Raw genomic sequence first — 25,388 nt, 5'->3', positions numbered from 1 at the left:
CCAGGAGACGCGCGCCCGGCGGGCTACCATCGGCGTTCGTGGCGCCCGACTCAGATCCGATCGACCCGCCCATCCCCGTCCCGGACGTGCCCGGCGCCGATCTACCGGCCGGCGCCGGCGGATTGCCCCCCCACTCGGCGTTGTCGCCCCGCCAGCGAATGGTAGTCGAGGCATCGGCCCTCGGCGATCTGGCCCTGCGCACCTGGGTGGCCTCGCTGCTCACCACCACGGTGGCGCCGTTCGTGGTAGCCGGCACACTGCGGCAATCCGATTCCGCCACCGAGCGCGGCAACCTCGACTTCTACGCGGAGCTGGGGGCGGCGCAAGACCCGGCGCGGTCCTTTCCGCAACCCACCGAGCTGCCCCGGGTGGCGTCGCGGCGGGCCAGCCCGCTGGCGGAGTGGATCGCGCGCGGCACGGTCGACAACATCGCGTTCCCGAGCAGCTTCACCGCCATCAACCCCGCCATGCGCACGCGGTGGGGCGCCTGGGGATTCAACAACACCGTGCGCGCGCAGCACTGGCGCCACGACGACGGGCCCCGCCCCACGCTGTGCGTGATCCACGGCTTCATGGGATCGTCGTACCTGGCCAACGGGCGGTTCTTTTCGTTGCCCTGGTACTACCGGGCCGGCTACGACGTGCTGATGTACACACTGCCCTTTCACGGCAAGCGGGCCGAAAAGTATTCGCCGTTCAGCGGTTTCGGCTACTTCGCCGGCGGGCTCAGCGGTTTCGCCGAGGCCATGGCCCAGGCCGTGCACGACTTTCGTTCCATCATCGACTATTTGCGCCACACCGGGGTCGACCGCATCGCGCTCACCGGCATCTCGCTTGGCGGTTACACCGCGGCGCTGGTGGCCTCGGCCGACGATCGGCTGGAGGCCGTGATCCCCAATTGCCCGGTGGTCACCCCGTCGACGTTGTTCGACGAATGGTTCCCGGCCAACAAGCTGGTGCGGCTGGGCCTGCGCCTCTCCGACATCAGCCACGACGACTTGGCGGCCGGGCTGGCATACCACTGCCCGCTGAACTACCGGCCGCTAGTGCCCCTGGACCGCCGGATGATCATCACCGGGCTCGGCGACCGGATGGCGCCGCCCGACCATGCCGTCAAGCTATGGGAGCACTGGGATCGCTGTGCGCTGCACTGGTTTCCGGGCAGCCACGTGCTGCACGTGAGCCAGCTGGACTACCTGCGCCGGATGACCGCGTTCCTGCAGGAGGTCATGTTCTGAGCACCTCGACGGTGCCGGCGCTCTCGGCGCCGTAGCCGGTTTCGCCAAGCGGAGCCCGATGGGCCGCGCCGGCCAGGGTGGGCCAGTGCAGCTGCGAGAGCAGGTCCTCCGGCGCGGCGGTGTGTCCGTCCAATCGATACGTGGACAACAGGTCCAGTGCGGTCAAGGCGGGCAGGTGGTTTCCGCGTTGCGGGGTCAGCCCGTCCACCGGTGACTTGCCGTCGGGGGCGGTCTCGGTCTGGAACGCACAGGCCACCGCGACGGTGGGCCGGCCTTTGTCACCGGCAACCTCCAGCGCGGTGCAGGTTTCGCGCGCGGTATACGCCCGGATCGCCGCCAAGGTCTCCGGCAGCGCATCGTCCACCTGAATCTGGTATGCCGCAAGGTAATCCGAGGCACCACGCTGCACTCCCCGCCACCTCTCGCGGGGGTTGGACGTCAGCAGCCGGGGAACATCGTCGGCTGCGACGGTGGTGGCTTCCCAACCGATCTCCCGCAGATGGTCGGCCAACCGGCGGGCCGCCACCTGAGCCGTCTCGTGCAACGGGATTCGCGGCGAGCGGGCCTGCAGCGCAGCCAGATTGTCGGGCGCCGATACGGTGAGCCCGATCCAGGTTTCGCGGCGTGACGCGTCGGCGGCGTTGTCGCGGCTGGTGATTCGGATCTTGTCCGCGCGGATGCCGTAGCGGTCCAGGTAGCTCGCGATCAGCGGGAGCGGCAGCACATCGGAGTCGTCCTCCGGTGCGCCGAGACGAATCAGGGCGGTTGCCGCCGCATCAGAGGTGGCCGCGGGGACGGCGTTGCCGCGACCGATCATCGCCAGGCGGCGGCGCAGGACGGTGGTCAGGTACAGACCGCCCCACCAGCCGAACAACGCGATCACGACGGCAGCCGCGATCCCCAGCAGCCAGTAGTCGCGGGACGTTCGCCATGGGTAGGCCATCACCGCGGGCACAATGGCCAGCAGCGCCAACGCGATTCGACCGCTCCCGGGAGTCGGTATCCGATGCTTGCTCACGGGTTGGGGTCCTTTCGTCGGCGTGCGGCGATTGCGGTGACGGCTCCGGCCACCGCGACCAGCACGGCCAGGGCGGCGGTGCCGGCCACCGCGACGGTGCGCGGTTTGGTGTCCTTGGGCGCCGGGGCCGGCGGCACTGCCACCGGCTTCACCGATGCCGCGCCGGGCTGGTTACCGGCGGGCAGTTGCCAGGTCAGGGCCGCCACCGGATCCACGCTGCCGGTGCCGACCACGTTCGACGGTTCGCGGGCGCCGTTGTGCGCGGTTGCGGTGATGCGATGCAGCACCGCGGTGGCGTTCAGTTCGGGATACTTGCTGCGGACCAGCGCCGCGACACCGGCGACGTAGCCGGCCGCGTAACCTGTTCCGCTGAGGGCGGCGAGCTGCTGGTGCTCGTCGGGCAGGCCATTGGCCAGCCCGCCGCCGTCGGCGTTGCCGATCGACACGATGCGTTCGCCGGGCGCCGCGACTTCCACCCACGGGCCCGCCACGGTGAATTTCGACGGCTGGCCGTCCGGGGTCAGCGATGCGACCGACAACACGTACGGCTGCCACCAAGACGGGATGGACACCGAGGTGACGCCGGCCCAATTCCGTGGATCGTTCGGGCGGCTCAGGTCGGTGAGCGGATTGGACTCACACGAGGTTCCGCCGCCGCCCGCTCCGGTCGGCCCGCTGTTCCCGGCGCCGGCCACGATCACCGCGTCCTTGTCCACCGCCGCATAACGGACGGCGGCGCCGAGGGCGGCCTGGTCGACGGGCCGGTCCACGGGCATGCAGGTGGCCGAGCCGATGTCGATCACCCGGGCACCCAGGTCGGCGGCGTGCACGATCGCCCGGGCGAGCGTCGACACCTCGGCCGACACCCGCGCCATCAGCGGATCGCCACCCGGCGTCCGCGGTGAGAACTTGGCCGACGCCGTCCTGACCGACACCACCCGCGCCGCGGGCGCCACGCCGGAGAACCCGTCGTCGGGCGAGGGCTGGCCGGCGATGACACCGGCCAGCAGCGTTCCGTGCCCGTCGCAGTCGGTCAGCCCGTCGGTGGTCTCGACGAAATCACCGCCCGGTTCGACGTTGGGCAGCCGCGGGCCCGGCCGTACCCCGGTGTCGAGCACCGCCACCAGCTGGCCCTCACCCCGCGAGAATTGCCACGCCGCAGGCAGATTCAGCATCGACTGGCTGGGCGTGATGGCCCCCGGATCGCTGCCGGGAACGACGCCGGACGTGCTACAGGGTCCGCGCTGCTCCATCGGCTGCCCGGGCCCCGGCGCCCCGCTGGGGGGTGCGGCGCCGGGATCGACCGTCGGCGGGTTGATCGCGGATGCCGGCGGACTCGTCCACGTCGCGGCGGCGGGCAGCAAGGCCAATACCGCCGCGCAGCAGGCTGATGCCGGCCGAATCATCGATTGAGCACCCAGCTGAAAAGGCCGACCACGAACGCCATGACGGGGATCAGCGACGCGTCGAGTCCGGTCCCGACGAAGCCGACCAGCCGGCGAACCGGCAGCGAATAGCTCTCCGGCGCAGCGATACCCGGGTTCAGCGCCACCACGATCCACACCGCCACGAGCACCAGCAGCACCAGCACCGCGCCCAGGGCAGCGGCGTAGCGTCCGGTCGAGGTGTAGAGCACGAGCAGCACGCCGGCGGCCAGGAAGGGCTGGGCGAGCAGCCACGCCTTGCACGCGGCCGAGTCCCACACCCGGGCGCGCAGCACGGAGGTCGCGGCGGTGGCCGCCACCACGTACCAGCCCGCACCGCTGAGCGGCTCGGGCCGCAGCGCGATCGCGACCGACCCCAGGACGCTGAGTAGCACCGCGGCGGCGATGAATCCGCTCTGATGCGCGTCGCTGATCCGGACCCGGCGCGGCAGGTCTTCGAGCACTTGCAGTGACGGCGCCGACGGGGTGGGGTCCCCGGGCGCCGGGATGACCGGCAACGGGAAGCGCGCCCACAGTGCCGACAGTTGGGCCGCCTCGATGGTGACCAGCAGCGCCGCCACGATCAGCCCGCAGCCGATGGCGACCGGCTTGAGGTGCCAGAGTAATTCCGCGCCGGCGGCCAGCAACACGCCGGCACCCACCACCGCGGTCGTGGTGAAGAAGCCGGCGATGCGTTCACGTTCGGCGCTGGGCGCCATCAAGGCGATCAGCGACCATGCGGTGACACCGGCGGCGGCCAGCGTCAACTGTGCAGGGCCGAATTCGCCCGGAACGGCCAGCGCGAGTGCGGCGGCGATGGGAGCCAGCGCGGCGATCGAGAGCGCCATTCCGGTGCGCGCCGAACGCGCGGTGACCAACAGGCCGACGGTCGCGGTCAACGCCGCGACCGCGCTGACGGCGACCAGACCCAGCAGTGCGCCGGAGGCCACCCGGTAGGTGACCGACAGACCGGTGGCCAGGAACGCCACCGCGATGACCGCGGCCAGGGCGCCACGCTGGATATGCGTTGTGCCCCAAGGCTTGAGCCGGGAGGTCGAGAAGATCATGGCCGCGTCGGCGATGTCCTCGACGATGCCTGGCGCGGCCGGGCCGACCGGTAGCGCTTGCAGCGCGAGCAGGTCGCCGTCGACGACTCCGACCGTGTCCAGGCTGGCGTCCAGGCTGAACGGCGCACCACCGATGGGGGCCAGGCTCAGCCGGGTCGCCGCGCCGATCTCGGCGGAACCGCGTCCGGCTGCGCCGTCCTCCGAGTCACCGTTGGTCGCGGCGGGAACCACCAGACGCTGGACGGCGGGCAGGATTTCGCGCAGCGGCAGCTCCGCGGGCAAGGCCATTTCCGTCAACCTGCTGTCTGCGAGAATTGCCACGCGGACGATAGGCATGACGGTTCCGGACGTCACCGGACCCTCGAAAAGTGTTGTGGCCGTTGCTCGAACATCGTGCTCTCTTCTCTTTTACTATGTTGGACGGACGGTGTTGAAGGGGAAAAGTCTCGGGCTAACCGGTGTTCGGAGAACCACCCGGCGTCTGGCAGTAAGGCGGTGAGTCGTTCAATCGCGACGGCGATCGCGAATGGTGTTCCGGGCGCGAAGGTCGACACCCACTCGCCGTCGAAGGCGCGGGACGGACTGACCAGTACCCGACCCTCGCGTGCGTCGACGATGCTCATCCCCACCTCGCTGGTGGAGTGCCGGCCGTCGCGGTGGCAGCCGGCGACGATCTCGACGTAGCTGCGCGGTCCGGTGAACACCGATTCCACCACCCTTCGTGCCGATTGCGGAATGCCTAGGTAGTCAAGGACTTCGGCGAGCGGAGCGCCCGAACGCAATCGTTCGTCGGCTCGTGCACCGACCCGGGTCGGCAGGCTGAACTCGTCGAACCGGGCGGGCGGGCGCTGCGCCAGGCCGACGGTGAGCACCGGGACCAGCGCACGTGGATCGTCGATGTCCATCGCGGTGAACGTGATCAGCTGCGCGCTGCGCAACGCGACGACCGTGAGCGACGGCTTGCCGGCCACACCGGTGCGCTGCGCGACGACGCCGCGCAGCAACTCGGCGCCGCCGCCCTCACCGGTGTCCTTGGCGGGGCCGACATAGCGCAGGTCCAGCCACCGATGGGGGAAACACACCACTTTGATCCACTCGGCGACCGCGGGGTTGACGAGTCCGCCTTCTGAGACCAGACCCAGTTCGGTCAGCTCAGCCTTCTGACGGTCGAGGAACGCGTTGCGTTCCGCGGCATCACGATAGGGCGAGGTGATCGCCAATACCCAGGGAAAGCTCCCCGCCCCAGTCGTTTCCGCGATGAACCAAGCGTGATCGACCGTCAGTTCGACGGCGTTGGGTGATGCGTTCATTCAGCTGAGAACTAACCGCCCCATTTGGCGGCTTCGGCCTGGTCGCGCGCCAGCATCGACATGGTGTTCGCCTCGTGGGTGCTGGCCATCGACTGGTAGGCGCGCACCAGGCTTTCCATCGCCTGGTTCCACTGGGCCTGCCACACCTGGTAGGTCATACCGGTGTCACCCTGCCAGGCGTTGGACAACGTGGCCTGCTCGCTGGCGATATCGGAACCCAGCCCCTGCATGGTGCCGGCGTAGCCGGACATGTCGGCGGCGTGGCTCAACATCGCCGGGTAGTTGTACATGATCTGCGACATGACAAGTCCTTTCGCGGTTGCTAGCGGTGAGATCAGAACGCGGTGTAGCCGGATGCGGCGGCGGCGTCCGCGGCCACGTAGGTCCCGGCGGCGTCCCCGAGGTTGGCCTGGGCGATGTCCAGCAGGGTGTTGACCCGTGCGGCGACCTCGACGAACCGTGCGTGCGCGGCCTGGAAGGCGGCCGAGGACTCGCCCTGGTGGAACGCCTGCGCCGACATCGCTTCCTGCTCGGCCTGACTGATCGTGCTGCGCATCAACGCCGCCTTGGCGCTGAAGGCCGACTGTGCGGCTACCAACTGCGGAATGTGAGCGTCCAACATACTCATGTTGATTCCTTTCTGTTGCGTCCGTTGGGGTTTCGGTAATTCACGGTCATTTGGCTGAGTGCCTTACCCCCCTTTCCCCGGCTCCGTTGGGCCCGTTTCGTTATCGGCTTCGTGCTCCCACGTGCCGGGCACCATTGGCATGCGTGGACCGCCGCCGAAGTCGTCGTCGGCCAGCTTGGTCAATCCGGCCGCCTGAAATGTCTTCTGTCGCTGCGCGGTTCCGGCGAACCCCAGCGGCCCGGCGCCCTGGCCGGACGCGACGGCCGCGGCCGGGGGGACACCGAAATCGGAGTCCATGTCCGCGAACTCGTCGGCGTGGTCGTGCAGTGCGGCCCGCCGTCGGCGCCGGGCCCGGGACTCGGCCCGGCTCGCCGCCGCGGCACCGGCCGCCGGAATGGTCGCCGCGGGAGCCTTTGCCCCGCCGCGGCCGCCCAGCGTGGGTCCGACGCCTGCGTCCGGGTCACCGCCCACGGCGATCAGGTAGGCGAAGTTGCCGGCCGCTGCCGCCGGCGCCGGCGCGGCGGGCGCACTGGAACCTGCGGCGACCGTGCTGGCCGGGGCCCCGGCCGGAGTCGCCACCGTGGGGGCCAGCGCGACCGCCGGCAGCATGGACGGCGGCTTGTTCGACGTCAGCACGGGAGCCACGACGGCGGGGGCGGCGTCCGGCGCGGCCTCGACGGGCGGGGTGAGCAGGGAACTGAGCCCGATGCCCAGTAGCAGCGGAATCAGGAGCGGTGCGGTCAGGAGCGCACCCCAGGTCGGCCAGCCGACGGCGTTGAAGAACACCTGGTAGGCAACGAAGAACAGCAGCGGCCCGTTGGCGGCCAGAAATGCCGGCAGATTCGAGAAGAAGTTCTGCATCATCTGCTGGATGTTCTGGAAGAAGTCCTGGAAGAACTTGGACAGCTGCTGGATGAAGTTCTGCCACCAATCCCCAGGGTTGTTCTGCGTGGCGTTGGACGCGAGATTGTTGATCTGGCCGCCGGGATTCACGATGGCGGGCGCCGCCATGGTGCGCGGCGCCGCGGCCAGGGCCGAGCCCGACACGGCCTGGTAGGTGCCCATGGTGGTGGCGGCCTGGACCCACATCCGCGCGTAGTCGGCCTCGTTGACCGCGATCGGAATGGTATTGATGCCAAAGAAATTCGTCCCCACCAACACCGCGTGCACGGTGTGGTTGGTGGCCAGTTCAGCCAGCGTCGGCATGGCCGCCAGTGCGGCCGCGTACGCCGTCGCCGCGACCTCCTGCTGCGCGGCGGCAGCCGCGCTGTCGACACTGGCCTGCTGCAGCCACGCCAGGTACGGCAGGTGGGCCGCCACGTACTGCTCGGCGCTTGGCCCCTCCCACGCCCCAGCCTGGGTCTCCCCCAACAGCCCGCTGAGTTCGGCTGCCGCCGAGGCATATTGGGTGCTCAACGAGGTCCACGCCCCGGCGGCCGCCAACAGCGGCCCGGGGCCTGGACCGGCGCTGAGCAACGCCGAATGCACCTCGGGTGGCGAAGCCATCCAGATGGGGCCGAGGGGGGCTGTCATCGTCAGGCGCCCGCGATTCCGAACGTCGCCGCGGCCGCGGTGTCGCCCGCGAGATAGCTTGCGCCGGCCTGCCCGACGCCGACGCCGGCGCGGCCGAGCTCTTCGACGCCCTGTGCGGCCATGGCGGAGTGCTCCTGGCCCTGAGCGCTGAATCCGACGGCGGTTTGCAGCGATACCGGATCGACCGCCGGCGGCACCACCGCGGTGATCGCCGGAGCCGCCGCCGCATGCGCGGCCGCCAGCCGTGCCGTCAGGGCCTCCACCGCCGCACTGGTCGCGGCCAGACCTTCGGGAACCACTCGTAGGGTCATGGTTACTCCTTTCCTGGTCCTTCTCTTCGGACTTGGATAAACATCAGTGGGCGAAACCGTCGGTAGCGCCCTCGATCACGGACTCCCCGACCAACGGGTTGACCAACTGCACGTACGTCGGGGCGTCGCTGTCGCCCAGCAGGATCGCCCGCCCGGCAGGCAACCGGCCGAAGCGCTGACCGCGGATCTTGCCGCTGTCCTGCGGGTTACCCGCCAGCATCAGCGTGGTCGCCTGCAGATCGTTGAACCGGCGCAGCAGCGGGTTGGTCATCAGGGCGTGCCCGGACCCGGTGGCGCGCGCGGTGACGATCACCCGCAGGCCCAGATCGGCTGCCTGCGAGAGCAATCCGATCAGCGCGGTCCACGGCCGCTGCCCCACGTAGGGGCCGCTCATCGCCGGCGAATCCGGTATCTGGTCGACGTCGTCGATGATCAGATAGTGCGTGTGGCCCGCGTAACGCCAGTGGGCCAGCTCGCCGGGTGACAGGCCGGCCGGCGGCCGGCGCGATTCGATGAGATTGGCCAGTCCCAGCATCGCCGGGATGACGCGGTCGATGTTGGCGGTGTACTCGTTGTCCGCGAACAGCGGCTCGTCGACGAGGTGCAGCCGCCGATCCAGCACCGTGAAGGCCACTTGATCGGGCGTGGAGTGTTCCCGCACCGTGCGGATGAGATGGCGCAGCAGCGTGGTCTTCCCGGACTTGCTGTCGCCGAACACCATCAGCAGCGGGTTCTCGGCGAAGTTGACCACCACCGGTGCCAGGTCCTCCTCGCGCTGGCCGATGACGACCTGCTCCGGCCCGCGATACAGCGATCCGATCGCTTCCGGCACCAGGTTGGCCGGCAGCAGCCGCACCGGCGGTGCGGTGACGCCCGGGTAGCGGGCATTGAGCGCGGCGACCTGGTCCAGCTCGGGGGCTGCGAACAGGAAATGCTCTGCCGCCATGGTCAATCCGCGTCCCGGCTGGTCGTGCGGCACCGCTTCGGCGGGGCGACGCAAGGCGCCGACCGCCCGGACGTTGCTGTCCCGCGGGTCGTGCAGCTTGAGCTCGAGCCGCAATCCGAGGCCGTCGCGCATGGCCAACGGAACCTCCAGCCAGCTGGGGGTGGTGATGACGACGTGGATGCCGTACGCAAGACCGATGTTGACCAGCTCGCTGACCCTGGCCAGCAACGGGTTACGGGTGTTGAACTGGTCGGTGTTATCCCGGCCGAACGCGTAGAGGTTGTCGATGACCAGGAACACCTCGCCGAACCCGTCGTCGGGGGCCGCGCCATGCTTGTCCCGGAACGCCTCTCGGCGCTGCCGCGACAGCAGCAGCTGTTCGAGTTCGCCGAAGGTGCGCCGGATGCGTTCGGGCTCGAGCGCCGAGGCCACACTGCCGACGTGCGCCAGGTCTTCGAGCGCCCGCAGCTTGCCACCGCCGTAGTCCAGGCAATAGAAGGTGACCTCGCGCGGCGAGTGCAGGTTGGCCGCGGACAGGATGAACGTCTGCAACGCCGTCGACTTGCCCGATTTCGGGCCACCGTGGATGACCACGTTTCCAGCCGACGAGGCGGCGTCAAACACCAGCGGATCGCGGCGCATCTCGAACGGCTTGTCGATCTCACCGAGCGGCCACTGCCACTGCCGGGGCGGCACGCCGGCGCGGGCCAGCATGGCGGTCAACGGGATCGGTTCGTCCAGCGGCGGCAGCCAAAGCTGCGGCGCCCGCGGACCATAGCCGGCCAGCTGGTCGCCGATGGTGGCGATCAGCTTGCGCGGCGGCCCGGCGAATTCGTCTTCCTCGGGGGCGGTGACCACGGTGTCCTGATCCGGTTCGACGCGCCCGGCGGTGAACAGCTTCGGCTCCGGGATAGAGGGCACGACAAAGGATTTGGCCTTTTGCGGCGGATCGTAGATGCCGTCGACGTAGGTGCTGCGGAACTTGATCGGCGCCGCACCCGGGGCGGGCACCAAGAAGCCCACGCCCTTGTGCTCCTTGCCGGACTCGATGTGGTAGGCGTCCTCCACACCGATGATCTGCCGGGAAACGCTGGGGCTGGCCACCTTCAGACCGATGCGGTAGGAGGTGTTCTTGTCGATGTCCTTGATCTTGCCGACGTCCAGCGTCTGCGACGCGAACAGGATGTGGATACGGAACGAGCGGCCCTTACGCGCAACGTAATCGAACAGCTCCGCGTATTCCGGGTAGTCGGCCAGCATCAGGGTGAACTCGTCGGCGACCACGAACAGCGTCGGGATCGGCGGCAGGTCGTGTCCGGCGGCGATGGCGGCCTCGTACTCCACCACCGAGTTGAACGCGCTGCCCTGGACCTGGCGGCCCGCTTCCCGCAGCAGCGTCTCCCGGCGGGCCACCTCGCCGCGCAGCGTGTCGGCGAAGCGGTCGGCCAGCGACTTCTTCTCGGCCATGTTGGAGATGACGGCGACGACTTGCGGGAAGTTACGGAAGCTGTCGGCGCCCGCCTCACCCTTGAAGTCGGCGTAGATGACGATCAGGCGATCGGCCGAATGAGTCGTCAACAGCGACAACAGGATCGACATCAGGGTCTGGGACTTACCCGAACCCGTCATACCGATCATCAGCCCGTGCGGGCCCATGCCGCCCTCGGCTTCGTCCTTGAGGTCGAACATCAGCGGCTCACCGGTCGCGGTGACGCCGATCGGAACGCGCAGCTCGTCCTCGCGGCGGCGCGGCGCCCACAGCGTGGGCACGTCCAGTTGGGAGGCATCCGAAATGCCCAGCATCGTGGTGAATGTGGCACCGCGGGTGGCCGCGGAGCGCAGCCCGGTGTGGGTCGGGTTGGAGTCCCAGCGCGACAACTGGCGCGCCAGGTGTGCGGCCTCGTCGGCGCCGAATTGGTCGGCGTTGTCGATGTAGGGCTGCCAGCCGCCGGTCTGCCAGCGCTCGATCGCGACCGCTCGGCCGCCCGCGCCGTCCCGCCCGGACACGCGCAGGATCGGCTTTTCCGGATCCGAATACTGTTCACGGTTCGGCGCCGTGGCGCTGCGCTGCACCACGGTGACCCCCGCCCGGCCCAGCGCCAGGGCCGACGCGTTGAGGTCGTAGTCGGGGTCATCGATGACGATCAGCAGATGGCGCAACGCATCGGCGGGCTCGCCAGTGAACGCCGGACGGTCGACGAGTGCCGAACCCAGGCGGGCGACCAGATCGTCGGCGTTGGTCGACATGAAGCGCGCCGGCCCGACCCCGTCAAGCTCACCCGGAACGTCGATGTGCGGCAACCACTTCAGCCAGGACCAGTCCGGGCTCTCCAGATTCGGGGTCACCAGCGCGACCCCGAGCACGGTCGGGTCGTGCCAGGTGACTGCCTGAGCGACCCAGGCGCGCAGCGCCGCCCGCACCTGGTCTTCCGCGCCCAGCACGGTGATCCGGGAGACCTTGGTCAGGTCGATGCCGGTCGGCACGTCGCGCACCATGCGATGGGTGTCGAGCAGGCTGCGTAACGCGCTGTGCGACACCGGCTCCAGGTCGATTTCGTCCGCGGTGTCGTTGACCCGCAGGGCGGTGGCCAAGGGCACTTGGTGGCGACCGGCCCGCAGCACCAGGAAGTCGGGGTCGTGCGGGTCACGCTCCCACTGGCGGCGCGATCCCGGCACGGTCGCCAGCGCGGACGGCTCCGGGTGGGACCACTGCGCCGCGGCGCGCTGCGCGGTGGCCTGGGTGCGGATGTTGTCCCGGACCACCGACAGGTAGCGCAGGTAGTCGGCGCGTTCGGCGTCGACCTCCTCGGTGCGTGTCTTGCTGTCGTTGCCGCGATACATGGCGGTCGCGGCGAGCAACAGCACGAACGGGAAGAACAGCGTCTGCGGAGAGATCAGCCGCATCCCGGTGGCGAACAGGGCGACGATCATGCCGACGATCAGGATCACCAGCACGTAGGGCATCGCCCGGCGCAGGAACGACGGCGGAATCACCCGGGGCAGTTCGGGCGGCGCCTCGATGGCGATGGTGCCCTTGCGGGTCACCGGCGGCGCCAGCCGGCGGCGCGCTTCGAAGATCAATCGGCTCATCGGGGGGCTCCCTCGGCAGATGCCACACGGCCGGGCTTCTGATCGGGCGTCAGCCCGTCATGTGCCAGCAGCGCGTCGGCGCGCGATAACGTCGGACCATTGGCGAACAGCGACAGCACCGACCACGGAACGGGGACTGGCGACCCGTTAAGACCAAGGGCCTCAACCGTTTTACCGTGGCCGGCCGCCGAGTGCTCGGCCTCGTTGTCGATGCCGTAGCGCACACCGGTGTCCGAGACCCAGAACAACGACCCGGTGCCCGGCGAGTCCGGGCCGCCGCCGACGGTCTGGGTGAAGTAGCCGGTGCCCGGCGCCAGGGCGACGCGGGTGGCCACTAAACCATTCGTCGCGCCGCCCACCAGGTCGACGGTGCGGATCGATTCGGCGATCGGAAGCGCGGAGCCCGACATCAGGTGCAGCGAGCTGGTCGCGGCCCCCTCGGGCTTGCTCCAATAGGCGCACGTGACAGGCGATTTGGCCGCATCAACCAGGGTGACCTGCTGGTCCGGATACCGCGCGGTGTCCAGCATCCGCGACACGGGCAGCTTGGCCACCGCGTCAGCACCGAGCCGCGGCGGTTGGTCCAGCCCGTAGGAATTGGTGTTGCGCAGGATCGCGGCGAGCACCGGCGAGATCTGCTGCAGGCCGTCGGGCATCACCGCGTAGTAGCGCGGCGTACCCGAGGAACTCTGCTCCAGGGCGTAGGAGACCACCACCGCGCCGATCGGAGCGGGCACGCTGAACGGGGCCGGGGCGCCGGCGTTCGGGATGCCGGGCGCCGTCAGCGGCGGTCCCTCCGGGATCGCGTTGAACAGGCCCAGCGCGATGGGCCGGGGCGCGGGCACCTCGGAGTTGTTCTGCCCCAAGCCGAGTGCGTTGGTGATCGCATGGTCGGTCAGGTTGATCTGCGAACGCCTGCCATCCCACAACAGCCAGGCGCTGCCGTCCCGGTCGACGAGGACCGCCTGCTGCGACGCGAGCGACGCCGCGCGCGCACCGCTGCTGTCCGGCCGGCCGGCGATCACCGTGACGCCGGTGCTGTGGGCGGCGTGCCCACCCTGGGCCGGCTCGCTGACGGCGTCGCACACCGTCCAGTTCGCGTCGTGCGAGGGGTTTTGCACCATGCGTTCCGGCGCACCCGGGATGCCGATCAGGTTGCCCCGCGGAAAGCGGTCCAGCTCACTGCTTTTCACCATGGTGGGGTCGACAGCGTGGCCGGTGATCAGCCGGGCTGAGGTCAAGTTGAGCACCGGGTGCAGGTCGTCACCGACACGGACGTACAGCGCGGCCGTCGAGCGGTCGGCCAGCACGGCGTTGGTTCCCGCCGTGCCGCTGGGCCGGATCAGCGAGAACACGAAGCAACCCGCCAGGCCGGTGACCAGCAGGACCGCGCCCATGGCCACCGCGCGCGACTGCGTGCGCAGCGGGTCGACCAGCATCCTTGTGTCGTGCAAGGCGATACCGGAGGCGATCCGGCGCATCACGAACCGCCAGCCGGTGACCTGGTGGCGGGTGACGAAACCGCGCCGGTACTCGACCTGGTCAGGGTTGTCGTTGACCGGCGTGCGAGAGGTGAACGAACGGCGTTCGTCGGACTCGTTGTTGGAGGTCATGCCGGCACCGACAGGCCAAGGCCGCGCAGCAGCGGCTCTACCGACCGTGCGACGTCGTCGTCGGTGATCGTCATCAGCTCCTCGTCACTGAATTCGCCGGTTCCGGCGTGTTCCGAATGGTCGAGCCGGAACTCTCGTTCTTCTTCGGAGCGTTCGACGATGTTTCGGACGAATCGACCGTTACCGGCGATGTCCAAGTTGCGTCGCGAGATTCCGTTGGCATCCGGGGTCGACTCGGTTGCCAGCTTGGTGAACAACGCCTCCATGTGTTCGAGCGCGGCCGGCTCGAAGATGCTGTCGCGCTGCTCGGCCATCGTGTTGGCGATCTCGACCAGCTCCGCCGGCGCGTAGGAAGGAAAGTCGATGTTGCGGGTGAACCGAGAACGCAAGCCCTCGTTGGTATCCAGGAACTTGTCCAGGTCGGCGCGGTATCCGGCGATGATGACCACCAGGCGGTCGCGGTCGTTCTCCATCCGTGCCAGCAGGGTGTCGATGGCCACCAGGCCGAAGTCGTTCTTGGCGCCCGTGGCAACCAGCGCGTAGGCCTCGTCGAGGAACAGCACACCGTCGAGCGCGCTGTCGATGATCGCGTTGGTCTTGGCCTCGGTCTCGCCGATGTGCTGGCCGATGAGGTCGGCGCGGTGAACCTCTCGAATGTTTTCCCGCTTCAAAAGCCCTAGGCCGCAATAGATCTTGGCGACCACGCGGGCGATGGTGGTCTTACCGGTTCCGGGCGGGCCGGCGAAGACCAGGTGATGGGCGCGCTGCGCGACCGCCAGGCCGCGTTGCTTGCGGACCAGTTCCATGGCGACCGAACTCTTCAGCCGCGACACCTGGTTCTTGACCTCATCGAGTCCGATGAATTCGGCGAGCTGGCGCTCGGCCTCGTGCAGCAGCACTGCCTTGCGTTCGTGCGCGGCGGGGTCGACGAAATCTTCGGCGCTGGGCTCGGTTTCGGGGTCCCAGGGATCGGTGCGGGCCTCGATGCGGCCCGCCGTGGTGGTCACGATGCCGAAACTGGTGTCGGTCAAAGCCTGTTCGACTTGTTCGTTTTCGGGATGCGCGGCATACAGATCCTGCAGCACTTCGCTCGCCGAGTCCTCGTCGACATGCGCGCGCAACACCAGCGCCTTGGCCAGCGCGCCGTCGATGGCGGCCACCGCGACGGGACCGTCGGGCTCCTCGAGATACGACAGCGACGGGGCGAACATGCCCAGTCGGGCCAGCGCGGTGCCCAGCGCGATCTTGGCGGCGTGCGAGAACGCCTCGTCGAGATCCGCGTCGTTCACGATCGGGGTCAGCAGCTTGACGACGTCCGACCAGCGCTCGGCGCGGTAGTTGATGACGACGGACACCCACCGGGCCTCGCGCCAGTTCGGGCGGGCGGCGGTCAGGCCGGCGACGATTTCGGCGGCGTCAGCAAATCGTCCCGCCGTTGCCAGCGCGGCCGCGTAGGCGAGGTGGAAGTCGTCGGGCGTCGCGGCGCGAAACTGCAAATACAGCCCGGTGTCGTAGCGGAAGCCCAGCGCGCCGGGCGCCAGGTCGACCAGGCGCTGCAGCGTGCCCGCGGTGGCGACGTTGCGCGACACTGCCTCGAGCACGCGCAGGGACACATCGCCCGCGGCCGCCAGACCCGTCCATGCGTCGCACTGGTCGTGGGCGACCCGGGTCAGCGCGGTGAAACCGGAGCGCGCGGCGGCCAGATCGGCGGGGCGCTGACGTTGGTACACGACGATGCCCAGCGCGCGGCAGCACGTGGCGAACCGGCTGACGACGTCCTCGTCAACCCGCGCGTCCGCCCGCGAATTGACGGGCTGAGCTGTGAGCATGCCGGTGTCACCGAGTTCCACGGCCGCGACTTTTCATGTATGTAGTCTCCCCTAACCTAACTGCCTGAAGTTAGCATTGCATAAGCTAACTGTCGAGGCGTTTGGGCCTGTCCGACTCACCACTGCACTGTCCCTCTTTTACCGCTGCTGAGGATGTTTCCGGTAGGGATTATCCGCATTTCCGGCATACTCACAACCCCACGTCGGGCGGTCTCACAGCAAGGCCCCACCTTAATGAAAATCATTTTCATTATCAACTCGGCTCGCGCGCCCCGGAATATCCGCCGCGAACGTGGCCGCCGGAACGATCACGCAGCCAGTAGTCGGCCAGCGGGCCGCAAAAGTTCCACCGCTAGGCGCTGTCCCAGCTGCCCGGCAACATCGGCATCGAAGGTCCGTTGCCGAACTCGTCACCGGCCAATGTGGCTAGCCCCGCGGCCTCGGAGGTCTGAACGGGCGTGGTTCCGGCAAAGCCGAGCGACCCCGCGCCCCGATCCGATGCCACCGGCGAGGCCGGATCGGGTTCCGGCGCGGCATCGGGTTCCAGATCCATGAACTCGTAGCCGCGGTAGTGGTCTTTCATCGCGGCGCGACGACGACGCCGCGCCCGCTGCCTTTCGGCCGCCGACGCCGCAGCCGACGCCGCGGCCGCGGCGCGATCGGGCTCCGGCGCCTTGCGCTGCGCGCCGCTGCCCAGGCCGGCGCCGGTGCCGATGCCGGGGCCACCGACCAAATAGGGGAAGGTGACGGCCTCGCCACCGGTCACGGGCGGCGGCGGCGTTGCGGGCGCAGGGGCCGAGGCCGGCGCGGGTGACGGGGCCGACGTCGGGGTAGACGACGGCGCGGGCGCCGCGGCCGGGGCAGCGCTCACGACCGGAACGCTGCTGACAGCCGGCGCACTAGGCGCCTCCGGCATCGGTGCGGGCACAGCGGCGGGTGCCGGAATTGGGGCTGGCTGGATCCCTGCCAGCAGACTCAAGCCCGCTATGCCTCCCGCAACTCCACCCGGCACGATGAACGGAATGGCAGCAAGCTGGGGGAACGCCTGAAGGGCCTCCCCGAGGTGGGTGAACTCGTCTGCAATGAGTCCGGCGGGCCCGAAGATGTCTTCTAGTAAATCCTCTAGCGCGTCGGCCGGGTCCTCGGGAAATTCCGCCAAATCTTTTCCCAGGGTCTGGAAAATCTCGAGGAAGCGGTTTACCCACCAGCTCAGCTGGTACGGGTTGCCGCCGTCATTGTCGACGATGCCGGTATCGTCGCTGTCTTCGCCGGTGCTGTCGCTGGCGGTCACGATCGGTGGCGCCGGATCGGTCTGCGGAGCCGCCGCTACGGCCGTGCCGGCCACCGCTTGATAGGTCGACATGGTGGTGGCCGCCTGGACCCACATCCGCGCATAGTCGGCCTCGTTGACCGCGATGGGCACGGTGTTGACCCCGAAGAAGTTGGTCGCCATCAGCGCCGCGTGCGTGGCGTGGTTGCCGGCCAGTTCCGGCAGGGTCGGCATCGCGGCCAGCGCCGTCGTGTAGGCGGTGGCCGCGGTCTCCTGCTCGGCGGCCATGGCCGCGCTGTTGGCGCTGGCCCGCTCCAGCCACGCCAGGTAGGGCAGGTGGGCGGCCACGTACCGCTCGGCGGTGGGGCCCTGCCACGCCCCCGTCTGGGCCGCCGCCAGCGTCGCGCTGAGCTCGTCGGCGGCCGACGCATACGTCTCGCTCAACGAACTCCACGATGCGGCCGACGCCAACAGGCCGGCCGGGCCCGGTCCGCTGCTCAGCAGCGTGGAGTGGACCTCCGGGGCCAGCGCCATCCAGACCGGCGCGGTCATGCCGGCTCACCCGCCACCGGGCGTGGCGGCGCGACCGGGCGATGAGCAAAAACGCATGGCGCCATGCCAGAGACTCCTCGCCGGGCGATGTCAGCAACCGCCGGGCTGTCGGCGGCGCAAGGATGAGCCCTGTAGTAGTCGCGCGGCGGCCCAGAGAAGTTCCGGTGGGCGACCGATTCAGGGAGAACTCATCGAAGACCGGGTCAGGCCCGGACGGCGCTCACCAAGGTGTTGCGCGCAATCATCGGGCCGGCCTCGGTCTCCGGCCCGGGCACCGGGCGGCCGACCTGCCGAAGGTAGTCGGCCAACGGAGTGCCGACCGCATTCCAGCCATGCTTGCCGAACCACTCGGTGGCCGGCGCATGCTGCTCGTTGTAGACGAGCTGGAAGAACACTCGCTGGTCGCCCTGCGCGGTGGCCGCGCGTTCTTCCGCGACCGCGGCCTCGAAGTCCTCGGGCTTCATCGGGGCGCCGTCCTCGACGGCGACGTGGCTGCCGTGGCCGGCCAGGCCGTCGATACCGGTGAACAGCTGCTCCTGGGCCGTCGCCGGGAGATAGATCAACAGGCCCTCGGCGATCCACGCCGACGGCATGGCGGGGTCAAAGCCACTGTCACGCAAGGCTTGCGGCCAGTCTTCACGCAGATCAATGGCGATCTCACGACGCTCGGCACGCGGTTGTGCGCCGGCGCCGGTGAGCACCTCGCGCTTGAAGTCGAGCACCTGGGGCTGGTCGAGCTCGAAGATCGTCGTCGCGGCCGGCCAGTCCAAGCGGTAGGCGCGCGAGTCCAGGCCCGCAGCCAAGACGACCACCTGACGCACGCCCGCGTCCGCCGCGCGGCGGAAATATTCGTCGAAGTACTTGGTGCGGGCGCCCTGGAAGTTGACGAAGTTCTCGCCGAAGTCAGCCGTCTTCAGCTGGTGGTCGGGATCCTTGCCGTCGAGCACGTCGGCCCACGAACCACCCACGGCGCGGCAGAAGACCTCCGCGTACGGATCCACGGCCAGCGGGTCGGGCTTTTGCGCCTCCAACGCCCGCGCCGTCGCCACGAACAACGCGGTGGAGCCCACACTCGTGGTGATGTCCCAGGTATCGCCTTCGCTACGCACACAGACCACATTACGCCGCGTCACCGACACACCTTTTCCGGTGGCGCGCAAGGGTAATGGCGCACGTCGCGGTCACCTGCGGCCGTAGCGGCGATGGAACTTCTCCACCTGGCCGGCGCTGTCGACGATGCGACGGCTACCGGCCCAGAACGGGTGTGAGTCGGACGTGACCTCGACGACGACCAGTGGATAGGTGCGCGGACCGTGCGGCGTTTGCCATTCGACGGTGCGCGAACTGCTGAGGGTCGATCGGGTCAGGAACATCGCGCCGGTGGTGGCGTCCTGGAAGACGACGGGATGGGCGCCGGGTTTCATGAGAAATCTCCGTCCTGCCGGGTGTGGCGAGCCGCGTTGTCGGCGGCATCCGCCCGGTCCGCGCACGGCTCCTCGTGCCAGTCGCCGAAGGGGTCGTCGTAGTCGATCCAGTCTTGCGGTCGCCGCATCTCCTCGTCGGTGAGCAACGCGCCGTGCAGGGCGTCGAGAATGTCGGCGGGTTCCGCGCCGCACACCAGGACGGTCATTGCCGTGTGCCGGTCGCCGTGCCGGTCGTCCCAACCCAGTTCGGCGAAAGTCCTTCGCTCCGTATCGATGCCGTCGAGCTCGAGGTCGTCGAGGGCGGCCAGCCACTTGCCCGCCGAGCTGACCCGCAGCCCGGCGCCGGCCGATTCCAACCACATCGCCCGGTCGGGCTGGCTGGCCAACCAGAGCCGCCCCCGGGTCCTGATCACGCCGTCGAGCAGCAGATCCAGGCACGCGTGCAGGCGCTGGGGATGAAAGGGGCGCCGGGAATTGAACTCCACCAAGCTGATTGGACCGCGGGACTCCAGCGGGGGCTGACCGGCCAGCAGCGGACCGTGCGGGTCGTCGCTGCGTCCGCGGCGCGCGTCGCGATACAGATCGTTCAGCGCGTCCTCGATGCCGTCGGCGCGCACCCGGACGCGAGCGCGCGGGGACAGCCGGCGCAACACGGCGGCGACGAACGGATTGGGGTGGTTGAGCACCACCACGTCGGCGAATTCGGCCTGCCCGATCACCACCTGCGCCTCGGTGCGCCCGTCGTCCAGTTCGTCCTCGCCCAGCGCCTGGTTCAGCCACGTCGATGAATCGACACAGGTCACCACGGCGGCGATCGACACGTCCAAGGCCGCCGGCCCGTCGATGTAACCCGGTGTCACGCGCACCCGAATGTGGTTGATCGCCAAGCAGATTGGCTCGGGTTCCAGCCAGGGACCCAGGTGCACGACGATCCGGCCCACGTCGTCGCGCCGGTGCAGTTGGCGCAACAACACCAGCAGGTCGTTACGGATGGTGCACGAGACGCAGCCGTGCGCGAGTTCCAGGCCGGTCTCGTGGGACGTCAAGACGCCGCCGGACAGCGCGGTGGTCGTTCGGCGCACCACGTGACCGTCGAACCGGTGCTCTACCACCAGCGTTCCCGGGGCGCGCAGCAACGCACCCACGACCGGGTCGGTGTCCCTCTGGCCGGCGACCAGGATGACGGGCGTCCGCATCGTCCTCCTTATTGATAATCATTTTCATCTAACCCACTCATACGGTACCGTTCGTGACGGGCCTTGTCGAAAATCATTTTCAATAAGCTGCAACGGAGGTACACGGTGTCCGCCCACTGCCAGGTGACCGGACGGCGACCGGGTTTCGGTAACGCGGTATCGCACTCCCACCGCCGAACGTCTCGGCGCTTCAACCCCAACATCCAGCTCAAGACGTACTACCTGCGCTCGGAGGGCCGCCGGATCCGGCTGCGGGTCAGCGCCAAGGGCATCAAGGTGATCGACCGCGACGGCATCGAGGCGGTGGTGGCCAGGCTGCGCCGCGAGGGGCAGCGCATCTGATGGCACGCAACGAGATTCGTCCCCTGGTCAAGCTGCGCTCCACCGCCGGAACCGGATACACCTACATCACCCGCAAAAACCGGCGCAACGACCCCGACCGCCTGGTGCTGCGCAAGTACGACCCCGTCGTCCGCCGCCACGTCGAGTTCCGCGAGGACCGCTGAACATGGCCAAGAAATCCAAGATCGTCAAGAACGACCGCCGCCGCGCGACAGTCGCGCGCTACGCCCAACGCCGCGCCGAACTCAAAGCGATCATCCGCTCACCGGCCAGCGCCGCCGAGCAGCGGGCGGCTGCCCAGCACGAGTTGGCGCGCCGACCCCGCGACGCCAGCGCGGTACGGGTACGCAACCGGGACGCCGTCGACGGGCACCCCCGGGGTCACCTACGCAAGTTCGGACTGTCGCGGGTGCGCGTTCGCGAATTGGCGCATGCCGGGCAGCTACCCGGCGTGCGGAAGGCGAGCTGGTGATGGCCAGGAAACCCGCGCGCACCCGCCGGCCCGCGCCACCGCCGGGCCGCTCACCGAAACGGAACCTGCTGCACAGCCTGGGGCTGGACGCGATGGACTATAAGGACACCGCGACGCTGCGCGTGTTCATCTCCGAACGCGGCAAGATTCGGTCCCGCCAAGTCACCGGCCTGTCCGTCCAGCAACAACGGCAGGTCGCGACGGCCATCAAGACCGCCCGTGAGATGGCCCTGCTGCCCTATCCCGGACGGCACACCGCGCGATGACGCCTCCGCGCCGCGGCACCGACCGCCCCTTCACCGTGATCGTCTGCGCCGCTTGCGCGGTCGGCCACAAGCTGTCGATGATCGACGAATTGCGCCCCACCATCCGGCGCTGTCCGCACTCAATGCTGGTCTCCGTCGCCTGCGTGCTCGGACCGCTCACCTGTGCGTCTCGGCCGACCGGCGGCGGCGTCATGGCCGTGGTGCAGCCCTGCACGAGCGATCGGGTGGCCTGCGGCCCGGCGCATTGGATAGGCCCCATCGCCGACAGCGCCGCGGCGGCCGAACTGCGCGACTGGCTGGAGCGCGGGCAGTGGGAAAACACGCCCGCCCCAGCCCAACTCGGGCAGCACGGGCGGTGGACACGCGGCGCCAGCCGACGCAACTGACGGGTCAGTGCGGATAGGCGTAGGGGTTGGGCGGGGCGTCGATGCGGGTGACCGCAGTGGCCTGCAGGGTGGGAATGGCCGGCGAATTCGGTTGCCGCGGTGCGGGTATGACCTGGCCCTGGACACGGATCCAGGTGTTGTCCGGTAGCCCGGCCGCGCCCCCGGCTGCCGGTCCGCGCAGGTGAATGCGGGCCAGTTGTGCGTCGGCCGCACAGCAGATGATCACGATGCGACCGAGGTCGACGCCGTGCGCCTCGTTGAGCACGAAGCCGGTGAGGCTGATCGACCGGTTCGTCAACGATCCGGTCGTGTCGTGCGCTTCGCGCATCAGCACCTCAGGCAGTGAGACGTCCGGGTCCGGCCCGGGCGGCAGCGGCGGAAACGCCTCGTTCAGAACGTCATTGGACACCGCGGTCACGGACGGGGCGGCGGCCGAGGGCCGCAACGCGGGAGGCGCCACGAACATCAGCACCAGAACCGCGATCACGAGCATCCAGACGATGCCGGTCCGATGGGAATGCCCGTGGCCGTGATCGGCCTCTGGCTCACTCGCCCGCGGCCCGCCCCGCCGAATGTCGCCGACGATCGCCACCAGCGCCAAACCGATGAGCACCACCGCCGACACGATCAGCCACGGCAACAGCCCGGGCTTGACGTAACGGGTGAACACGCCCGACCCGGTGATCATGGCGATGCTGATGCCCACCAACAACAGCACGGTGTTCTCGGCCTCGCGGCTCATCAACGGGCCCCCAACACGAAAAGCCCGATCGCACAGGCGCTCGCGGTGGCCACCACGAACGTGCAGGGCGCAAAGCGCGCGGCGAACGCCCGGCCGAACATGCCCGCCTGCATCGCGAACAGCTTGACATCGACGGCCGGACCGACGACGAGAAACACCAGCCGGGGCACCAGCGGCACCATCGTCATGCTGGCCGCCACGAACGCGTCCGCCTCCGAACACAGCGCCAGCACCACCGCCAGGGTTGCCATCAGCGCGACGCCGAGGACGAGGTCGGTCGCCAGATGCGCGAACACCCACTGCGGCACCACCACGTGCAGCAGGGCAGCCGCGGCCGCGCCGAGCACCAAATATGATGCGGCCTGCAGGAAATCGTGGCGGGCGGCCTCGGTGAAGTCCACCCATCTGGGCTCGGTCTGCGTTGTCCCGGCGGGCAGCCGGCGGGTGATCCATTCCGGGCGACCCCACCGCGACCACGCCCAGCCCATGACGACCGCCGTCAGCAGTGACGCCGCCATGCGGGCGAAGACCATGCTGGGCGCGCCCGGAAACGCCACCGCGGTGGCGACCAGCACGACCGGATTGATCGCCGGCGCGGCCAGCATGAACGTCAACGCCGCGGCTCCGGTCGCGCCGCCTTCGCCGAATAGCCGCCGCGCCAACGGAACTGACCCACATTCACAACCCGGCAGGGCGACGCCGCCGACACCGGCCGCCACCACCGCCAAGGCCGGCCGGCGGGGCAACCAGCGCGCCAACCGTTGTGGCGATACGAATGTCGCGATGAGGCCGCTGACCACGACCCCGAGCACCAGGAACGGAATCGCCTGCACGAAAACCCCGCAGAACACGGTGCCCATCGTCGAGAGCGTCGCGCTGTTGAAGACGGCATTGTGCAGGGTCGTCGCGGCCAGCGCGCAGGCCAACAGGAGGGCCACCAGCACTTCCATCGACCCCGGCCGGAACCTGCGCCCGGACTTCAGCGTCTCCACCGCGTCATTATCTCAGCGCGCACCAGCGCGGGACCCCGGGACGATTCGACGAGGCCAACGGGGCGCGCGGCGCTAGGCGTCGCCGTCGTCGCCCGGCCCCCGATGGCCGGCGCCGTCCGGGCCCCAGGTGCCCGGCATCATCGGCAGCGTCGGGCCGCCGCCGAACTCGTCACCGGTCAGTGTGGTCAGCCCGGCCGCCGCGGCGACCGCGTCCCGGCGGGCGGTCCCGGCAAACCCCAGCGTCCCGGCGCCGTGGTCCGAAGCCAGCGACGCGTCCCAGTCCGGGTCGACGTCGACGTTCATGTCCATGAACTCGTCGCCGTGCCCGCGCTGTGTCACGCGACGGCGCCGGCGCGCGCGGGCGGCCTCTCGCGCACTGGCTGCGGCCGCGGCGGCGGCGCTATCGGGCTCCGGTGCTTTCCTTTTGGCGCTGGAGCTGGCGCTCGCGCCCATGCCCGAGCCGGTTCCCATGCCAGGCGGGCCGATGACGTAGGGAGGGAAGAACCCGGGTCCGGGGGCGGCTGGAGCCGGCGGTGCCGGCGGGGCACTTGCCACGGTGCTCGTCGTGGGAGTTGGCGCGGGCGCCGGGGCCGAGGCCGGTGCCGCGGCCGGTGCGGCGGGGCTCGTGGCCGTGGCCACCGCCGGTAAGCCCGGCGGCGCCGGGGCAGGGAGCGGCAGGGGCGCCGGCACGGGCGCGGGGTGCGGTATGGCGGCCAGGCCGGCCAACCCGGCGAAGCCGCCGACGGCACCGAACGGAGCGGCCGCGAGGAGCAGCGCGGGGGCCAACAGTTCGGGCTGGCTGGTGAAGATCTCCAGGATGTGCGTCGGCCAGTCGAACAGCGCCAGCTGGACCAGATACTGGAAGGCCAAGGCGGGATTGTGCACCAGGTAATAGCCGAACTGCTCGAAATCCTCCAGAAGTTCCAGGGCACGCACCACCCAGAAGATGGGTTGCCCGGCGTTCGTGTAGGCGTCGTAGTCCAGCCCGTTCACCGTGCCCTGGGCGGGGTCCCAGTTGATCCCGAAGTTCTTCAGGATCCTCGCGATGAAGTCGTTGAAGGGATTGTCGATCGTGGGGTCGTGGGCCGGGTCTGACGAATCATCGCTTGAGGCATCGGATTTCACGATGGGCGGCGCGGGATCGGGTTGCGGTGTCGACGTGACCGCGGCGGCGGACACCGCTTGATAGGTGGACATCGTGGTGGCCGCCTGGGTCCACATCCGCGCATAGTCGGCCTCGTTGACCGCGATGGGAACCGTGTTGACCCCGAAGAAATTCGTCGCCAGCAAGGCACCGTGCACGACGTGGTTGGTGGCCAGTTCCGGCAGGGTGGGCATGGCGGTCAACGCGGCGGTGTACGCCGCCGCGGCCACCTCGTGCTGGCTGGCCGCCGCGGCGCTGTCGGCGCTCGATTTCGCCAGCCAGGCCAGGTATGGCGCGTGCGCGGCCGCGTAGGACTCGGCGGTGGGGCCCTGCCATGCGCCGGCCTGGACTCCCGCCAGCAGCGTGCTCAATTCTTGTGCGGCAGCAGAATATTCGGCGCTCAGTTGCGACCATGCACCGGCCGCGGCCAGCAGCGGCCCGGGTCCGGGGCCGCTGCTGAGCAGCGCGGAATGTAGTTCGGGCGGCGAAGCCATCCAAATTGGCGCCGTCATAGGCACTCCTCAGGCTGGAAGGGTTACCAGACTGAGGAGCTTAATGAATATGATTATCGTTTTCAAACGGCCAGCGGATTTCC

At 69.3% G+C, this 25,388-nt stretch carries 24 protein-coding genes; 6 read left to right on the top strand and 18 right to left on the bottom strand.

The genetic code is table 11. The features are described 5' to 3' along the window. Positions 1-38 precede the first annotated feature (38 nt). Positions 39-1,238, top strand: coding sequence for an alpha/beta hydrolase family protein (locus tag ACZYVJ_RS16980; RefSeq protein WP_463832085.1), 1,200 nt, complete (start codon positions 39-41; stop codon positions 1,236-1,238). On the opposite strand, the gene eccE is transcribed toward ACZYVJ_RS16980, so the two are convergent. The 15 genes from eccE to mrf all read right to left on the bottom strand — a co-directional run bounded on the left by eccE (position 1,228) and on the right by mrf (position 20,449). Next, a complete protein-coding gene (gene eccE, locus ACZYVJ_RS16975; RefSeq protein WP_463832084.1) occupies positions 1,228-2,256 on the bottom strand; it encodes a type VII secretion protein EccE in 1,029 nt (342 codons plus the stop codon). The genes ACZYVJ_RS16980 and eccE overlap by 11 nt on opposite strands. Beyond that, positions 2,253-3,662, bottom strand: a complete 1,410-nt coding sequence (gene mycP / locus ACZYVJ_RS16970; protein WP_463832083.1) for a type VII secretion-associated serine protease mycosin — start codon at positions 3,660-3,662, stop codon at positions 2,253-2,255. Before mycP ends, eccE begins: the two co-directional genes overlap by 4 nt. Continuing rightward, complete coding sequence (eccD, locus tag ACZYVJ_RS16965; protein ID WP_463832082.1) at positions 3,659-5,083, bottom strand: type VII secretion integral membrane protein EccD; 1,425 nt, start codon at positions 5,081-5,083, stop codon at positions 3,659-3,661. Before eccD ends, mycP begins: the two co-directional genes overlap by 4 nt. A 14-nt stretch (positions 5,084-5,097) precedes the next feature. Then, positions 5,098-6,057, bottom strand: coding sequence for an ESX secretion-associated protein EspG (locus ACZYVJ_RS16960; protein ID WP_463832081.1), 960 nt, complete (start codon positions 6,055-6,057; stop codon positions 5,098-5,100). A gap of 11 nt (positions 6,058-6,068) precedes the next feature. Further along, on the bottom strand, positions 6,069-6,359 hold the full coding sequence (locus tag ACZYVJ_RS16955) for a WXG100 family type VII secretion target (RefSeq protein WP_007768835.1): 291 nt from the start codon (positions 6,357-6,359) through the stop codon (positions 6,069-6,071). Between the two features lie 32 nt (positions 6,360-6,391). Continuing rightward, positions 6,392-6,685, bottom strand: a complete 294-nt coding sequence (esxG, locus tag ACZYVJ_RS16950; protein WP_007768837.1) for a type VII secretion system protein EsxG — start codon at positions 6,683-6,685, stop codon at positions 6,392-6,394. Positions 6,686-6,748: 63 nt separating this feature from the next. Continuing rightward, on the bottom strand, positions 6,749-8,218 hold the full coding sequence (locus ACZYVJ_RS16945) for a PPE domain-containing protein (RefSeq protein WP_463832080.1): 1,470 nt from the start codon (positions 8,216-8,218) through the stop codon (positions 6,749-6,751). A gap of 2 nt (positions 8,219-8,220) precedes the next feature. Continuing rightward, positions 8,221-8,529: a PE family protein gene (locus tag ACZYVJ_RS16940; RefSeq protein WP_065027779.1), complete on the bottom strand. Its 309-nt coding sequence runs from the start codon at positions 8,527-8,529 to the stop codon at positions 8,221-8,223. Positions 8,530-8,572: 43 nt separating this feature from the next. Then, positions 8,573-12,565 carry a type VII secretion protein EccCa gene (eccCa, locus tag ACZYVJ_RS16935; protein ID WP_463832079.1) on the bottom strand — a complete coding sequence of 1,331 codons (3,993 nt, stop codon included), beginning with the start codon at positions 12,563-12,565 and terminating at the stop codon, positions 8,573-8,575. Then, on the bottom strand, positions 12,562-14,178 hold the full coding sequence (eccB, locus tag ACZYVJ_RS16930) for a type VII secretion protein EccB (protein ID WP_463832078.1): 1,617 nt from the start codon (positions 14,176-14,178) through the stop codon (positions 12,562-12,564). The genes eccCa and eccB overlap by 4 nt, the downstream gene beginning before the upstream one ends. Then, the gene (gene eccA3, locus ACZYVJ_RS16925) at positions 14,175-16,028 is read right to left on the bottom strand and encodes a type VII secretion system ESX-3 AAA family ATPase EccA3 (protein WP_463832077.1); all 1,854 of its coding nucleotides are present in this window, start codon (positions 16,026-16,028) and stop codon (positions 14,175-14,177) included. Before eccA3 ends, eccB begins: the two co-directional genes overlap by 4 nt. A 331-nt stretch (positions 16,029-16,359) precedes the next feature. Next, complete coding sequence (locus tag ACZYVJ_RS16920; RefSeq protein WP_463832076.1) at positions 16,360-17,829, bottom strand: PPE domain-containing protein; 1,470 nt, start codon at positions 17,827-17,829, stop codon at positions 16,360-16,362. A 203-nt stretch (positions 17,830-18,032) separates the two neighbouring features. After that, positions 18,033-18,938 (bottom strand): class I SAM-dependent methyltransferase, encoded by a 906-nt coding sequence (locus tag ACZYVJ_RS16915; protein ID WP_463833031.1) that lies wholly within the window; start codon positions 18,936-18,938, stop codon positions 18,033-18,035. Positions 18,939-19,010: 72 nt separating this feature from the next. Next, positions 19,011-19,253, bottom strand: coding sequence for a type B 50S ribosomal protein L31 (locus tag ACZYVJ_RS16910; RefSeq protein WP_463832075.1), 243 nt, complete (start codon positions 19,251-19,253; stop codon positions 19,011-19,013). Continuing rightward, positions 19,250-20,449 (bottom strand): ribosome hibernation factor-recruiting GTPase MRF, encoded by a 1,200-nt coding sequence (mrf, locus tag ACZYVJ_RS16905; protein ID WP_463832074.1) that lies wholly within the window; start codon positions 20,447-20,449, stop codon positions 19,250-19,252. The genes ACZYVJ_RS16910 and mrf overlap by 4 nt, the downstream gene beginning before the upstream one ends. A gap of 105 nt (positions 20,450-20,554) precedes the next feature. Between mrf and rpmB the strand changes: the two genes are divergently transcribed. From rpmB to ACZYVJ_RS16880, 5 genes are read left to right on the top strand one after another with little or no spacing between them, the layout of a single operon-like run. After that, positions 20,555-20,791: a 50S ribosomal protein L28 gene (gene rpmB / locus ACZYVJ_RS16900; RefSeq protein WP_463832073.1), complete on the top strand. Its 237-nt coding sequence runs from the start codon at positions 20,555-20,557 to the stop codon at positions 20,789-20,791. Further along, positions 20,791-20,955 carry a 50S ribosomal protein L33 gene (gene rpmG / locus ACZYVJ_RS16895; RefSeq protein WP_463832072.1) on the top strand — a complete coding sequence of 55 codons (165 nt, stop codon included), beginning with the start codon at positions 20,791-20,793 and terminating at the stop codon, positions 20,953-20,955. The genes rpmB and rpmG overlap by 1 nt, the downstream gene beginning before the upstream one ends. A 2-nt stretch (positions 20,956-20,957) precedes the next feature. Continuing rightward, the gene (gene rpsN, locus ACZYVJ_RS16890) at positions 20,958-21,263 is read left to right on the top strand and encodes a 30S ribosomal protein S14 (protein WP_463832071.1); all 306 of its coding nucleotides are present in this window, start codon (positions 20,958-20,960) and stop codon (positions 21,261-21,263) included. Continuing rightward, complete coding sequence (rpsR, locus tag ACZYVJ_RS16885) at positions 21,263-21,529, top strand: 30S ribosomal protein S18 (RefSeq protein WP_463832070.1); 267 nt, start codon at positions 21,263-21,265, stop codon at positions 21,527-21,529. Before rpsN ends, rpsR begins: the two co-directional genes overlap by 1 nt. Next, on the top strand, positions 21,526-21,915 hold the full coding sequence (locus ACZYVJ_RS16880) for a hypothetical protein (RefSeq protein WP_463832069.1): 390 nt from the start codon (positions 21,526-21,528) through the stop codon (positions 21,913-21,915). The genes rpsR and ACZYVJ_RS16880 overlap by 4 nt, the downstream gene beginning before the upstream one ends. 4 nt (positions 21,916-21,919) lie before the next feature. Here ACZYVJ_RS16880 and ACZYVJ_RS16875 read toward each other — a convergent pair whose 3' ends face one another. From ACZYVJ_RS16875 to ACZYVJ_RS16865, 3 genes are all read right to left on the bottom strand, one after another. Beyond that, on the bottom strand, positions 21,920-22,657 hold the full coding sequence (locus ACZYVJ_RS16875; protein WP_463832068.1) for a TIGR03943 family putative permease subunit: 738 nt from the start codon (positions 22,655-22,657) through the stop codon (positions 21,920-21,922). Continuing rightward, complete coding sequence (locus ACZYVJ_RS16870; RefSeq protein ID WP_463832067.1) at positions 22,657-23,649, bottom strand: permease; 993 nt, start codon at positions 23,647-23,649, stop codon at positions 22,657-22,659. The genes ACZYVJ_RS16875 and ACZYVJ_RS16870 overlap by 1 nt, the downstream gene beginning before the upstream one ends. A 72-nt stretch (positions 23,650-23,721) precedes the next feature. Then, positions 23,722-25,305 carry a PPE domain-containing protein gene (locus tag ACZYVJ_RS16865; RefSeq protein WP_463832066.1) on the bottom strand — a complete coding sequence of 528 codons (1,584 nt, stop codon included), beginning with the start codon at positions 25,303-25,305 and terminating at the stop codon, positions 23,722-23,724. Between the last annotated feature and the right edge of the window lie 83 nt (positions 25,306-25,388).

It is taken from the genome of Mycobacterium sp. IDUB_3, from assembly GCF_055419585.1.
The sequence above is the reverse complement of the archived record's forward strand: the minus strand, read 5'-3'. Positions and strand labels throughout refer to the sequence as shown.